12 protein-coding genes are annotated in these 13915 nt (G+C 37.6%); 7 read left to right on the top strand and 5 right to left on the bottom strand.

What is annotated here, in order from left to right:
* Nucleotides 1-8: 8 nt before the first annotated feature.
* The 3 genes from HHL20_RS10850 to HHL20_RS10860 form a co-directional block, all read right to left on the bottom strand.
* On the bottom strand, nucleotides 9-878 hold the full coding sequence (locus HHL20_RS10850) for a DUF2589 domain-containing protein (RefSeq protein WP_169231237.1): 870 nt from the start codon (nucleotides 876-878) through the stop codon (nucleotides 9-11).
* Nucleotides 879-1203: 325 nt separating this feature from the next.
* Nucleotides 1204-2085 (bottom strand): SDR family oxidoreductase, encoded by an 882-nt coding sequence (locus tag HHL20_RS10855; protein WP_169231238.1) that lies wholly within the window; start codon nucleotides 2083-2085, stop codon nucleotides 1204-1206.
* Nucleotides 2086-2584: 499 nt separating this feature from the next.
* On the bottom strand, nucleotides 2585-2998 hold the full coding sequence (locus tag HHL20_RS10860) for a DUF1573 domain-containing protein (RefSeq protein WP_169231239.1): 414 nt from the start codon (nucleotides 2996-2998) through the stop codon (nucleotides 2585-2587).
* 157 nt (nucleotides 2999-3155) lie between these two features.
* Between HHL20_RS10860 and HHL20_RS10865 the strand changes: the two genes are divergently transcribed.
* The 5 genes from HHL20_RS10865 to HHL20_RS10885 all read left to right on the top strand — a co-directional run bounded on the left by HHL20_RS10865 (nucleotide 3156) and on the right by HHL20_RS10885 (nucleotide 9737).
* On the top strand, nucleotides 3156-4400 hold the full coding sequence (locus HHL20_RS10865) for a sensor histidine kinase (protein ID WP_169231240.1): 1245 nt from the start codon (nucleotides 3156-3158) through the stop codon (nucleotides 4398-4400).
* A 13-nt stretch (nucleotides 4401-4413) separates the two neighbouring features.
* Nucleotides 4414-5094, top strand: coding sequence for a response regulator transcription factor (locus tag HHL20_RS10870; RefSeq protein WP_169231241.1), 681 nt, complete (start codon nucleotides 4414-4416; stop codon nucleotides 5092-5094).
* Nucleotides 5095-5165: 71 nt separating this feature from the next.
* Nucleotides 5166-7460, top strand: coding sequence for a GH92 family glycosyl hydrolase (locus HHL20_RS10875; RefSeq protein ID WP_169231242.1), 2295 nt, complete (start codon nucleotides 5166-5168; stop codon nucleotides 7458-7460).
* A 135-nt stretch (nucleotides 7461-7595) separates the two neighbouring features.
* The gene (locus tag HHL20_RS10880) at nucleotides 7596-8603 is read left to right on the top strand and encodes an aldo/keto reductase (RefSeq protein WP_169231243.1); all 1008 of its coding nucleotides are present in this window, start codon (nucleotides 7596-7598) and stop codon (nucleotides 8601-8603) included.
* Between the two features lie 237 nt (nucleotides 8604-8840).
* Nucleotides 8841-9737 carry a helix-turn-helix domain-containing protein gene (locus HHL20_RS10885; protein ID WP_169231244.1) on the top strand — a complete coding sequence of 299 codons (897 nt, stop codon included), beginning with the start codon at nucleotides 8841-8843 and terminating at the stop codon, nucleotides 9735-9737.
* Here the strand turns inward: HHL20_RS10885 and HHL20_RS10890 are convergent.
* Nucleotides 9734-10111, bottom strand: a complete 378-nt coding sequence (locus tag HHL20_RS10890; protein WP_169231245.1) for a winged helix-turn-helix transcriptional regulator — start codon at nucleotides 10109-10111, stop codon at nucleotides 9734-9736. The genes HHL20_RS10885 and HHL20_RS10890 overlap by 4 nt on opposite strands.
* Nucleotides 10112-10219: 108 nt before the next feature.
* Between HHL20_RS10890 and HHL20_RS10895 the strand changes: the two genes are divergently transcribed.
* Nucleotides 10220-10822 (top strand): FMN-dependent NADH-azoreductase, encoded by a 603-nt coding sequence (locus HHL20_RS10895; RefSeq protein WP_169231246.1) that lies wholly within the window; start codon nucleotides 10220-10222, stop codon nucleotides 10820-10822.
* 146 nt (nucleotides 10823-10968) lie between these two features.
* Here HHL20_RS10895 and HHL20_RS10900 read toward each other — a convergent pair whose 3' ends face one another.
* Entirely contained in the window at nucleotides 10969-12303 is a 1335-nt protein-coding gene (locus HHL20_RS10900) for a dihydroorotase (RefSeq protein ID WP_169231247.1), read from the bottom strand.
* 157 nt (nucleotides 12304-12460) lie between these two features.
* Between HHL20_RS10900 and HHL20_RS10905 the strand changes: the two genes are divergently transcribed.
* Nucleotides 12461-13879 (top strand): lipopolysaccharide biosynthesis protein, encoded by a 1419-nt coding sequence (locus HHL20_RS10905; RefSeq protein WP_169231248.1) that lies wholly within the window; start codon nucleotides 12461-12463, stop codon nucleotides 13877-13879.
* Nucleotides 13880-13915: the final 36 nt, after the last annotated feature.

The raw sequence follows: 13915 nt of genomic DNA on the forward strand, positions 1-13915 counted from the left end.
TAAAAGTTTTATTGAGCAAGCAGTCCAAGAACTTTTTCCAATCCTGCAGGCATTTCGTCATTGGTTGCCTTTACTTTTACCCCAAGAGAATATTCCTTTTCTACTTTAATTCCTGTGCTGGAAGTTCTCTTATAAGATACATCAACGTTGAATTTTACCGGACCGAAGCCTCCTGAAGCTCCCGCTTTAATTCCGAATTCGTCACTTACATCTTTGGTGTAGGTTGAATTTAATTTCACGTTGAAATCTACATCACAAGTTTCTATTCTGAAGCTTGGTACATTCAGCAAGGCAATGAAAGGAACGGAAATTTCCACATCCTGCTCGATGGTAGGATCTACATTCGGAGTTTCTTCTTCGTTTTTATATTCAGGATTCGGCACATGCTTTTTGTATTTGAATTCTGCCATACGAAGCTTGTTTTCTTCTCCGTCTTTTTCAAAACCAACCTGCTGGATGAAGCTCACGGTGCTGATTGCTGCGTTGGATTGTGCTTTAACACATGCATCGAGCGGACCGCCAATTATTTTTGCAAAATCAATGCTTCCTAATTCTGCCGCGAAGTCTGCGTTTTCCGCTCCTGATGTTTTAAAAACCTGATCATCGGCGATCATTTTTCCAGCAATCATTTTCATTACTTCCGATGAAACTGCTGCGAAGGATTTTTCCCATTTTTCATCGTAATTCTTCTTAAAATCATCGATGATGTTTAATAATTCTTTGTTTGAAAGAGCGGTAAGTTCAGAAGTTTCGATTCCTGAAACTTTTTCATACACTGCAGGCGTTAATGATTTTTCAAGTCCTGTTAAAAGGTCAATTAATTCGTTTTTTGATTTTTTGGTGTGGTTTGCTTCCAACACCGACTTTAATGTTTCCATGTTTTTGAATTGTTTTTAGTAAAAATTTCTACTGCAAATGTATGTCGCTAAATAGTGACCTATATCAGTGATTCAACTAAACTTCAACCGTAAAATCACCCAAATAAAAAAAGTAGATTCCCGATAGAGAATCTACTTTACTTTTTACTTAAGGCTTTTAATCTTATTTAACCACAAAGAAACAAAAAGCTGTTTTAATATTTTTTTAACAAAGCTTCCAAAAGAATAAAAGCAAAGATTTTAAAACCATAGAACCCTTTTAATCTTATTAATAATACGGTTAAAATTTAAATTAGCTCAAACAGACTTCTGGTAAGACCAAAAATTAATTTGATTTTTTTGCTTTAATCATTGCTTCAAGAGCGTCCCACATTTCCTGCGGAATGTCTTCCAGCATATTAAATTCACCGGCGCCCTGCAGCCATTCTCCTCCATCAATCGTTACAACCTCCCCGTTCATGTAAGCAGAATAATCAGAAACAAGATATGCGGCAAGATTGGCTAATTCCTGATGTTCTCCTACTCTTCGTAGCGGAACTTTTTTTCTCATATCGAATTTTTCCTGCAGATCACCAGGAAGCAATCTATCCCAGGCTCCTTTTGTAGGGAAAGGCCCCGGAGCAATAGCATTGAAACGGATTCCGTATTTTGCCCACTCCACGGCCAGAGATCTTGTCATTGCCAATACTCCTGCTTTAGCACAGGCTGATGGAACAACATATGCAGAACCCGTCCATGAATAGGTGGTTACGATATTGAGAACGGTTCCGGGTGTTTTGGAATCAATCCAATGCTTTCCAACGGAAAGGGTACAGTTTTTTGTTCCTTTTAAAACGATATCCAGAATAGAATCGAAGGCAGAGTGTGTCAGCCTTTCTGTCGGGGAAATAAAATTTCCGGCCGCATTATTCAATAGAATATCGATTTTCCCAAACGCTTTTAAAGCAGCTTCCTTCATAGCTTCTACTTCGTCCCAGTTTCTGACATCACATGATACACAGAGAACGGTTCCGCCGGTTTCGTTTTCCAATTCTTTTGCGGTTGCCTGTAGTTTTTCCAGATTTCTTGAAGTGATTACCACTTTTGCACCCAACTGAAGAAAATATTTTGTCATCGCTTTTCCAAGACCGCTTCCGCCTCCTGTAACGATGGCTACTTTATCTTTTAAGGCGTCTTCCTTTAGCATGGGCTGTGTATATAGGTTCATACTGTTTATTTTTTCTTAAAAATACTAAATATTGAAATGCCGTCCTGTAAAATAGCCTAAGAAATAATGCGCCAAATAATTTATTTTGTTTTTGCCGAAAAAGATGCAAAGGATTATCGTGGAAAAGGTGTCAAAAGATTACAAAAAAAGTCACAGGAAAGCTGGTGATTCATTACTGATTAGAGTAATAATTGTTTTGAATTCCAGATATTGAAATTATGTCTTCGAGCATAGCCCGGATTGCAGCTTTGTCTGAGCTCATTTCGTAGGTTTTGGCGCGGCAGCGAAGCTGCCGCGCCAAAACCTACAAAATAGCGAGTGCGGAAAGCCGGAAATTGCTCCTTAAAGAAATAAAATTACAATTCGACGAAGTCAAAAAGCTTCAAATAAAATACACAACAGGTTTTCATGGGATCAACTGCTCCTAAAAAGACAAAAACAGCCCGAACGATAATGATCAGGCTGTTTTTTATATTGAACAAGATTAAATTAATCCAGATTAAGAAGCAACAACTGTTCCTTTAAAAGAAAGTGTTTTCGGAGTTTTGCTGTCGCTGGTGGTAACGTTTACCGTTTTCATGAACGGACCTGCATTAGCCGCGTTGTAGCTTGCTTCTACAAATCCTTTTTTCCCCGGAAGGATAGGCGTTTTTGTATAATCTGCTGTTGTACAGCCACAAGATGGTGCTACATTTTCAATCACGATCGGTTTTTTTGAGGTATTGGTAAATTCAAATCGAATAACTTTAGGCTTTCCCTGAGGAATATTTCCTACATCAATAGATTCTGATTTCCATTTTACCGCATCTGCCAATACTTTTACAACGGGATGATTTTCAGCAGGGAATATTCCTGCATAAAAAGGAGAAAATGCCAATACAGCCAAAAGAGCGGTTACTTTTAATTTTTTCATGATATACAATTTTTAATAATTAAAGAAATTCTGTTATTTTGATACAACAAATGTAAAGGGCACGATCAGTTCTGCATGTTAACCGGTTTCAAACATTTGTTAATGAGTTGTTAATAATAAAAGATAAATAGATATTTTTGGATATTATTGTCTGTAAATGGAAATAAAGAAGCTCAATATTATCATCTCTCTCGGATTTGTCGCGATCATCGGGATTCTGATAGCCCAGCTGATGTGGACACGCCAGGCTTATAATCTTGAGGATAAAAAATTCAATCAGACTGTAAATGTGGCCCTTCTTGAAGTTGCAGAAAAACTGTCCGGGAAAACTTCCTATACGGAAAGTCCAGTCCAGAATATTTCCAATGATTATTACGTCGTCAATATCAATAATGAATTTCACCCTGAACTGCTGGAGCATTATCTGAAAACGGAGTTTACGCGTTTCCAAATCAATACCAACTATGTATATGCTTTATACAACTGCCATAGTGATCAGATGGTTTATGGTAAGTTTATCTCCAAACATCAGGAAAGCCCGAATGAAAAAATAATCAAATTTCCCAAACATAAAAATCTTGTTTACTATTTCTCCATCCGCTTTCCCGACAAGACCACGTACCTCATCAGCTCATTGCGGTTTTGGTACGTACTTACCTTTGCGCTGATTATTATTCTTCTTGTGTATGTTTATTCTATTTATACTATTATTCAGCAGAAAAAATTCTCGGAACTTCAGAGGGACTTTATCAACAATATGACGCATGAATTCAAAACACCGCTTTCTTCTATATTGCTGGCTTCAGAATCGCTTACAAAACAGGATGCCGTAAAAGAAAACCCGAAACTGCAGACCTATACTTCGATTATTACCGAACAAAGCCATAAACTTAACCGACATATCGAAAAGATCCTGAATATTGCCAAAAATGATGCATCAGGTTTATCTTTGAAGCCACAGAGGATTGTTTTGCTGCCATTCATTCAGGAAATTGTTGACAATATAAAGCAGAAGAATGAAAACCTTTCTGTGGAAATAGCTGTAGACAGCACTATTACAATCATTGCCGATGAGTTTCATTTTGCCAATATTGTTTATAATATTTTAGACAATTCCATCAAATATTGCGATAGGAAACCCGTAATCATCATTTCTGCACTAAAAGATTCAAAAGCATTATATTTAAAGTTTAAAGATAACGGAATAGGGATTCCTGCTAAAAATATGCCTCACATTTTTGATAAATTTTACAGAGTGAATACCAAAAAGAGTGATGAAGTGAATGGTTTTGGGTTAGGTTTATTTTATGTAAAAAAAATTGTCCGACAGCATAACTGGAAAATTTCAGTTGAAAACAATGCAGATAAAGGAATTACCATTACCCTTACTTTGCCACTTTAATAATGTGAAAGCCATGGAAAAATCTAAAATTCTATATGCCGAAGATGACGAGACAATTGCCTTCCTGATTCAGGATAGCCTGGAAAATTATTATGACATTTCATGCTACCGCGACGGAAAATCAGCACTTGACGCATTTAATAAAGAAACTTTTGACATTTGCTTGCTTGACATTATGATGCCCGAGCTCAACGGCTTTGAACTGGCTGAGCAAATTCGTGAAAAAAATACCGAAATCCCAATTATTTTTCTTTCTGCAAAAGCATTGAAAGAAGACCGTATCAAAGGATTAAAGATCGGTGCCGATGATTATCTGGTAAAACCTTTCAGCATTGAAGAACTGATTCTGAAAATTGAAGTTTTTCTAAAACGATCTAAGAAAATCAATACTTCTCCATCAAAATTTAAAGTTGGAAAATATACTTTTGATCCCAAAAACTATACTTTACAGGATTCAGAAAATATCATAACCCTTACCCAAAGAGAATCTGACCTGCTGTTATATTTTATCCGGAATAAAAATACGGTGCTGAAAAGACAGGAAATTCTGAAAGCCATCTGGGGCGATGATGATTATTTTATGGGAAGAAGCCTGGATGTATTTATCTCCAGATTACGGAAGGTATTGGCAGATGAAGAAAATATTGTCATTGAAAATCTTCACGGGATCGGATTTCGCTTTTCTGAAAAATAATTGATTAATCGAAAACCATAAATCATTATCATTCGATTTTATCTAAATTTATGCATCAAAAAAATTCTTGCATGAAAAATCCCGGAACTTTTGTTTTTATTCTTTTGTTTTTCGGCGCATTTACCAACGCCCAGAAATTTGAAAAATTAATACAATATGTCAATCCTTTGATCGGTACAGAAAAAATGGGACATACCTATCCCGGGGCCACTGCGCCCTTCGGAGCCGTTCAGCTAAGTCCGGAAACTGATACTATTGCTTATGAACTCAACGGAAAATATAATGGCGAGGTCTATAAATACTGCGCCGGCTATCGTTACGAAGATAAAACCATTGTAGGATTCAGTTCGACCCATTTCAGCGGAACAGGACATTCTGATCTGGGAGATTTCTTAATAATGCCGACTGTTGGGAAGTTACAGCTGAATCCCGGAACTGCAGATCATCCTGAAAATGGATACAGAAGCAGATTTTCCCATCAGGACGAAAAAGCAGAAGCCGGCTATTACAAAGTAAAACTGGAGGATCATAATATTTTAGCCGAATTAACCTCAACAACAAGAGTTGGTGTCCATCGATACACTTTTCCGAAGTCGGATCAGGCACATATTATTTTCGATCTTATGGCCGGAATTTATAATTATGAAGGAAAAAATATCTGGACCTATGTTCGCATAGAAAACGGAAATACCGTTACCGGCTATCGTCAGACCAACGGCTGGGCAAGAACGAGAACCGTTTATTTTGCGATGAAATTCTCAAAGCCTTTCAAATCTTACGGACAAAAGAACTATGATGGAAAACAGGTGTACAATGGATTCTGGAGAAAATTTGACCAAACGAAGAACTTCCCCGAAATCGCTGGGAAAAACCTGAAAATGTATTTCGATTTTGATACGAATGAAAATGAAGCGATTGAAATTAAATTAGCCATTTCACCGGTAAGCCAGGCCAATGCCTTGGAAAATCTTGAAAAAGAAGCGGGAAACTTATCTTTCGAGCAGATAAAAGCGCAAACGCAGGAAACGTGGAACAAAGAATTAAATAAAATCGTTATTAAAGGCTCTGATGCAGAGAAAACGAATTTTTATACGGCAATGTACCATACTTTTATCAATCCAACCACGTATATGGATGTAAACGGAGAATATAAAGGTTTGGATCAAAATATTCACCATGCAGAAAACTTCACCAATTATACTACTTTTTCACTTTGGGATACCTATCGTGCACTACATCCCTTTTTTAATATTATTCAGCCAAAAAGAAACAGCGATATGGTGAGGTCGATGATGGCACATTACGATCAGTTTTCCATGAAAATGCTGCCGATCTGGTCGCACTATGCCAATGACAACTGGTGCATGAGCGGCTATCACAGCGTAAGTGTTGTCGCAGATGCCATTATTAAAGGAAATTATGATGGTGATGCAAAAGCTGCTTTACAAGCCTGTATTGCTACGGCAAATAAAAGAGACTATGAGGGAATCGGACAATATATCGATCTCGGATATATTCCTGTCGAAAAAAACGGAACTTCTGTCTCCAATACGCTGGAATATGCTTATGACGACTGGGCAATCGCACAGCTGGCGAAACATCTGGGTGAAACAGAAATCTATAATCAGTTCATCAAACGCTCCGAAAACTGGAAAAATAATTTCGATAAAAGTATTGGATTCATGCGTCCCCGTCTTGCAGACGGAAGTTTTAAAAAAGATTTTAGTCCGCTGAGTACGCACGGACAGGGCTTCATTGAAGGAAATTCATGGAATTATACTTTTTTCGTATCGCAAAATCCGGATGAATTAATTCAGCTTATGGGCGGAAAGAAAAAATTTGCTTCCAAGCTGGATGAATTATTCACCATGCATTTGCCTGACGAGTTTTTTGCAGATACAGAGGACATTACAAGAGAAGGCATTATCGGAGGCTATGTTCACGGAAACGAACCGGCACATCATGTTGCATATCTTTATAATTGGGCAGGACAGCCCTGGAAAACGCAGGCACAGATCAGAAGAATTCTTGAAATGCAATATAAAGCAACTCCAGATGGATTAGGTGGAAACGACGATGCGGGACAAATGAGTGCATGGTATATTTTGAGTTCGCTCGGATTTTATCCTGTTGCTCCGGGTTCGGAAGAGTATGCCATTGGAAGTCCGGGAATCGACCATGCGATTTTGAATTTAGAAAACGGAAAAACTTTTGAGATTGAAGCGATTAATCAAAGCCCGAAAAATGTTTATGTTCAAAAAATCCTGTTGAATGGTAAGGAAATTAAAAACTTTACATTAAAACATTCGGATATCATGAATGGCGGAAAAATGAGTTTTTATATGGGTTCGAAGCCAAAGAAATAGCTTTTAAACACTATTTTCAATGATAAAAATGAGATTAAAATTCTGCTCATCTGTAATTTGCATACGACAATCTTCATTTTGCATACATCGGGTTCTTAATTTCTCTTCAATTTTGTATCAATAAAAATCAACATTATGAAATTGAATCAGGTAAAATTAGGAAGCCAAGGACTTATCATCCCGAATATCGGTTTAGGATGTATGGGAATGACAGGATTTGGCGACGCCAACATGTATGGTCCTGCAGACGAAGCAGAAGCTATTGCAACCATTCACCATTCTTTGGAACTGGGCGGAAATTTTCTGGACACGGCAGATCTGTACGGTCCTTTTAAAAACGAGCAGCTTATTGCAAAAGCAATTGAAGGCAATCGTGACCAGTATATCATCGCCACCAAATTCGGCTGGGAAATTGATGACAATGAGCAGATCACCTGGAAAATCAACGGAAGTAAAGATTATGTTAAAAAATCTGTTGAACGCTCACTGAAAAATCTGAAAACCGATTACATCGACCTGTATTATATGCACCGACTGGATAAGAATGTTCCGGTAGAAGAAACGGTTGGCGCCATGAGCGATCTGGTAAAGGAAGGTAAAATCGGTTACATTGGGTTGTCCGAAGTATCTTCTGAAACCGTAAAGAAAGCACACGCCGTTCATCCGATTTCTGCGGTTCAGAGCGAATATTCTTTGTTTGAAAGAACCGTTGAAGAAAAGGGCGTTATCAAAACGCTGAATGAATTTGGAATCGGTTTTGTAGCCTATTCTCCACTGGGAAGAGGATTTTTATCCGGAAACATAAAAACGATTGATGATTTGCCGGAAAATGATTTCCGAAGAGGAATTCCGCGTTTTCAGGAACAGCATTTTCATAAAAATATAGAGCTGGTGGAAGCCATTGAAGCAATGGCAGCAGAAAAAGGAATTACGTCTTCTCAATTGGCTCTTGCCTGGATCATCAGCAAAGGAATTATTCCGATCCCGGGAACGAAACGCAGAAAATATCTTGAACAGAATATTGAAGCGGCAAGCATTCAGCTGAATGAATCTGATATTGAGAAGCTTGAAAGTATTGTGCCGTTGGGAACAGATACGGGAGCGACGTATGATGAATTCGGGATGGGACTCTTAGATTATTAGTATTTCCTTTTCAAAAGTTAAATCTTTAAAGTAAAATTCGTAATAATTCAAACCTAACAGGTTTTTGAAACCTGTTAGGTTTATAAAGTACTTTTATGCGCCCCGGCTTGAACGGAGCTCTTTTTGCGGAACGAAGTGAAGCAAAAAAGCGAGAGTGGAAGACGGAAAAGGCGCCCAAATCTAAGACGCTTTGAAGAATCCAAATAATTGTTACCTTTACTATTATAAACCTTAAGTATGAACACCATACAATCTATTTCCCATTTTCACAGACTTTTGTCGCTTCCGGAACCGAAACATCCGATGGTAAGCGTTATTAACCTTTCAGAAAGTATTTTTATTGAAGACGAAGTATGGAAAGGCTTTGTGAGTCATTATTACTGTGTAGCCCTGAAACGGAACGCTACAGGAAAAATAAAATACGGACAACAGCATTACGATTATGATAAAGGGGTGTTGAGTTTTACAGCGCCCAACCAGGTTCAATATCTGGATCTGCAGACGATGGATTGCAAAAACACAGGTTACCTGTTGATTTTCCACGAAGATTTTCTTCTGAAACATTCCCTGGCAAAAACCATTTCTTCATACGGATTTTTCTCTTACGCTGTAAATGAAGCGCTGCATCTCTCTGAAGACGAAGAAAATGATTTGCTTGAAATCTTATTTAAAATTGATAAAGAATGCCAGCACATCGATCATCATACCCAGGAGATTATTTTGTCTCAAATAGAATTACTGCTGAATTATTCCAAACGGTTTTACGAAAGGCAGTTTATTACCCGAAAAAGCGGCAACCATCATCTTCTGGCAAAATTTGAAGCTTTTCTGAATGATTATTTTAATGATAATTCAGCTGAAAAAGAACTGCTTACTGTTCAGCAAATTGCGGAGGCTATGAATCTTTCCCCAAATTATCTGGGCGATCTTTTGAGGGTTCACACCGGGCAAAATACGCAGCAGCATATTCACGAAAAGCTGATCAGTAAAGCCAAGGAAAAGCTTTCAACAACAGAGCTTTCGATAAGTGAAATTGCCTATGAGCTGGGATTTGAGCATGCGCAGTCATTCAGCACGCTGTTTAAAAAGAAAACGAAGATGTCGCCGCTGGAATTTCGGCAGTCTTTTAATTAAAACACATCTTCTCTAATATTATTTTTATGTTTTCTTCCCCAATCGGAAAGAGCCATGATCACTGGTTTAAGCGTTTTGCTGTAATCGGTTGAAATGTATTCCACGATCACAGGCGTTTGCTCTGCGTGTACTACTCTTTTTACAAAACCGTTCAATTCCAGATCTTTCAGCTCGTTAGAAAGTACTCTTGCCGAAATACCCGAAATATTCCTTTGCAGCTCATTGAACCTGATATTACCGTTTTCCTGTAGAACGATAATGATTTTAAGCTTCCATTTCCCGCCAATTACGAAAATGGCATCTTCTACCGAGGAAAGATGTCCGCTGCATCCTTCAGCCGTCAAAGGTTCGTCAAAAACAACCGTATTTTCCATAATTTCAAATTTAACTAACCGAAAGGTTACTGCTAACCTTTTGTTTACTACTAACTTTTGATAAGCAAATGTAGGTAATTTTGCTGAAGAATTTTAAAATTTAAAAAAATGAAAAACATACTTCACATTATTTCAAGCCCTAGAATGGAAGTTTCAGCCAGCAGAAAACTGGGAAAAGCGGTTGTTGAAAAAATTAAGGAAAAATATCCGGATGCGGTTGTTAAGGAGCGTGATCTTACAAAGAATTCTGTTCCCATTTTGGAAGAGATCCATATCAATACTTTTTTTACACCGGCAGAAAGCCATTCACCGGAACAGGAAGAAATTAATGAATATTCAACGGGTCTGATTTCAGAACTGCAGGAAGCAGATATAATTGTAATTGATTCTCCTATGTACAACTTCTCGGTTCCGGCATCGCTCAGAGCCTATTTCGACTTTACTTCCAGAGCAGGATATACTTTTAAGTATGATGAAAACGGGCCTAAAGGTTTATTGAATAACAAAAAACTGTATATCGCTTTTACATCAGGAAATATTTATTCTGAGGGTCCTTTCCAAATATATGATTCCAATGTTCCTTATATTAAAAATGTTTTTGGATTTTACGGTGTTTCGGATGTCTCCGTTTTCCGGGCAGAAGGTCTATCGATTCCGGGAATTCAGGAAACGTCTATGGAAAAAGCGATTGAAGGAATTACCATTGATTAATTTTTTCAGATATAATTTAAAAAAGGGAGGCTTAAATTTTGTAAGCTTCCCTTTTTTAATAGATTTTTGGCTAAAGCCGATGTGATTATTATAAATGAAAAGCGGGCTAAAGCCCGCTCCTATTGATATTGTGTTATTTATATTTATCATTCAACTTCAAAAAGCAAACGCTCCCCGAATTTCTGTTCATTGATCTTTCCGTTTTCATAAACTAAATTTCCGTTTACAAAAGTATGGGTTACCTTAGAATGGAAACTCATTCCTTCCAACGGACTCCAACCACATTTGTAAAGGATATTTTCTTTTTCTACTGTCCAGTTCTCATTCAGATCTACTAAAACCAAATCAGCTTTATACCCCTCTCTGATGAAACCTCGCTTTTCAATTCTGAATAAAATTGCCGGATTATGAGCCATTTTTTCAACGATTCTCTCTAAAGAAATTTTTCCGTTTTTATAATTTTCCAGCATTACCACCAGAGAATGCTGAACCAAAGGTCCTCCTGAAGGACATTTTGTGTAAACATTCTGTTTTTCTTCACAGGTGTGTGGTGCGTGATCTGTAGCAACTACATCAATTCTGTCATCAAGCAACGCTTCCCAGAGTCCGTCTTTGTCGTGTTGGGTTTTTACAGCGGGATTCCATTTGATGAGCGATCCCCGTGTCTCATAATCCTCATTGGTAAAGGTTAGGTGATGAACACAAACTTCCGCAGTGATTTTTTTATCTTTTAATGGAATGTCGTTACGGAAAAGCTCCAGTTCTTTCGCCGTTGACAAATGGAAAACGTGCAGCCTGGCTCCTGTTTTTTTTGCCAACTCAACAGCTTTTGAAGAAGATTTATAACATGCTTCCTCACTTCTGATTAAATGATGAAATCTCACCGGAATATCTTCTCCGTACTGATCAATGTATTGCTGCGTATTGGCTCTGATGGTCGCTTCATCCTCACAATGAACGGCAATCAGCATTTTGGTATTACTGAAAATATTTTCCAGTGTTTCCGGATTATCCACCAGCATGTTTCCGGTGGAAGAACCTAAGAATAATTTGATTCCCGGAACGTTTCTCGGATTGGTCTTTAAGATTTCTTCCAGATTATCATTTGTCCCTCCCATCATAAAACCGTAGTTGGCATACGACTTTTGCGATGCAATTTCATATTTATTAGCCAGTAACTCCTGTGTTACGGCATTGGGAACTGTATTCGGCTGTTCGATAAAACTGGTAGTTCCTCCGGCAATAGCAGCGCGGGATTCACTTTCAATATCGCCTTTATGGGTAAGGCCAGGCTCTCGGAAATGCACTTGGTCATCAATCACTCCCGGTAAAAGATACTTTCCTGCACCGTCGATAATGCGATCTGCCTCGGCTGAAATAGCTGAATCAATTCTGGAAATGACATCATTTTCAATCAATATATCACCTTCTATGATGTTTCCTTCGTTGACGATTTTTACGTTTTTAATTAGGGTCTTCATTTATACTTTTTTAGAAATTATCCGGAAGTTTAACGGTCAGCTTTATCAAAGTTGAATTTTGACAAAGTTTTTCAAAAATAAGGTTTATGGATGAATTTTTATACCGTCGATAAAAATCAATTTCTAAATATTTACATTTGCATAAAATTTCCAGATTTTGAAGAAACTTCTCAACGAAACGATTATATACGGAATCGGGGCGATTATGCCGAGGATCATTGTTGTACTGCTGAATTACCTTTTTATTAAAAATATTGACAACAGTGCGTTTGCCATTTTCACCAATCTTTATGCGCTGATATCGTTTGTTAATATTGTTTTGTCTTTTGGCTTTGAAACCGCTTACTTCAGGTTTTCATCTGATAAAAATAATGAACAGAAGGTTTTCAATACTTCTTTCTGGTTTTTAACCGGTTTATCAACTGTTTTTCTGGTGTTGGTATTGCTGTTTAATCAGCCTATTGCCAATGTTTTTGGATATTCGGAGACGCCGGAATTTATCCGCTGGTTTGCCTGGATTGCATTTTTTGATAATATTCTTGTAATCCCGCTGGCCTGGTTCAGGTTTCATAACAGACCGCTAAAATATACTGCCGTAAGAGTGATTCAGGCTGTCTTCCAGAGTGCTTTTGCCATTGCATTATTTCTTTATATTCCACAGGAATTCAGTGTAAAATTAGGCTTAAAGGAAAAAGTTTCGTATCCGTTTTACAGTAATCTGGCGGCCAGCTTTTTAGGTGTTATATTGGTTTTACCGGTTATCCTGAAGGTAAAGCTTCAGTTTTCAAAGGAGCTTTTTTTCCAGATGCTAAAATATTCGTGGCCGATTATGATTGCCGGCCTCGCATTTATGGTGAATGAAAATTTTGATAAATTCATCCAGAAATTCATTATTGACGATGGTGATGCAGGAGCATACGGCGGATGCTATAAAATGGCCGTTTTAATGACCCTCTTCGTTACGGCATACCGAATGGGAATTGAGCCGTTTTTCTTCAAACAAATGAACAATGAAAATGCCAAAAAGACCTACGCAAAAGTAACCGAATATTTCTCATTTTTCGCATCGGTAGTAGCTTTAGGAATTATTGCCAATGTTTCATGGCTCAAGCTTTTACTGGTACCCAACAGTTCGTACTGGATTGCCTTAAATATTATTCCTATTATCGTTATTGCCAATCTTTTTTTCGGGATATACTACAATCTTTCCACCTGGTATAAGGTAACCGACAGAACGCGGGTGGGAACCTATATTTCCTGGATTGGCGCCATTATTACAATTATATTAAATCTCGTATTGCTAAGGCAATATGGTTTTATGGTATCTGCATGGATTACACTGGCTGCCTATTTTACTATGATGGTCTTATCCTATTTTTTAGGCCAGAAATACTATCCTATTCCTTACAGAATGAAGAAAATTTCTTTTTTCGTTGTTCTCCTGGCGGTCTTCAGCTATGTTATTGTAGCGTTCTTCGATTACAATCTCTGGATCGGAAACTTATTTTTCCTAGTTTATGCAGGTATTCTTATTTATTCTGAAAAAGATATGCTTCTCTCAAGGATCAAAAAGTAATTTGGTCTTTAATTTGCTGCGTATGGTTTCTGTTTT

Source organism: Chryseobacterium cheonjiense, assembly GCF_012927265.1.
GTDB lineage: Bacteria > Bacteroidota > Bacteroidia > Flavobacteriales > Weeksellaceae > Chryseobacterium > Chryseobacterium cheonjiense.

Bases quoted from the DNA above. Each gene is read 5' to 3' on its own strand.
- HHL20_RS10850 (WP_169231237.1), bottom strand. From the start codon at position 878: ATGGAAACATTAAAGTCGGTGTTGGAAGCAAACCACACCAAAAAATCA.
- HHL20_RS10855 (WP_169231238.1), bottom strand. From the start codon at position 2,085: ATGAACCTATATACACAGCCCATGCTAAAGGAAGACGCCTTAAAAGAT.
- HHL20_RS10860 (WP_169231239.1), bottom strand. From the start codon at position 2,998: ATGAAAAAATTAAAAGTAACCGCTCTTTTGGCTGTATTGGCATTTTCT.
- HHL20_RS10865 (WP_169231240.1), top strand. From the start codon at position 3,156: ATGGAAATAAAGAAGCTCAATATTATCATCTCTCTCGGATTTGTCGCG.
- HHL20_RS10870 (WP_169231241.1), top strand. From the start codon at position 4,414: ATGGAAAAATCTAAAATTCTATATGCCGAAGATGACGAGACAATTGCC.
- HHL20_RS10875 (WP_169231242.1), top strand. From the start codon at position 5,166: ATGAAAAATCCCGGAACTTTTGTTTTTATTCTTTTGTTTTTCGGCGCA.
- HHL20_RS10880 (WP_169231243.1), top strand. From the start codon at position 7,596: ATGAAATTGAATCAGGTAAAATTAGGAAGCCAAGGACTTATCATCCCG.
- HHL20_RS10885 (WP_169231244.1), top strand. From the start codon at position 8,841: ATGAACACCATACAATCTATTTCCCATTTTCACAGACTTTTGTCGCTT.
- HHL20_RS10890 (WP_169231245.1), bottom strand. From the start codon at position 10,111: ATGGAAAATACGGTTGTTTTTGACGAACCTTTGACGGCTGAAGGATGC.
- HHL20_RS10895 (WP_169231246.1), top strand. From the start codon at position 10,220: ATGAAAAACATACTTCACATTATTTCAAGCCCTAGAATGGAAGTTTCA.
- HHL20_RS10900 (WP_169231247.1), bottom strand. From the start codon at position 12,303: ATGAAGACCCTAATTAAAAACGTAAAAATCGTCAACGAAGGAAACATC.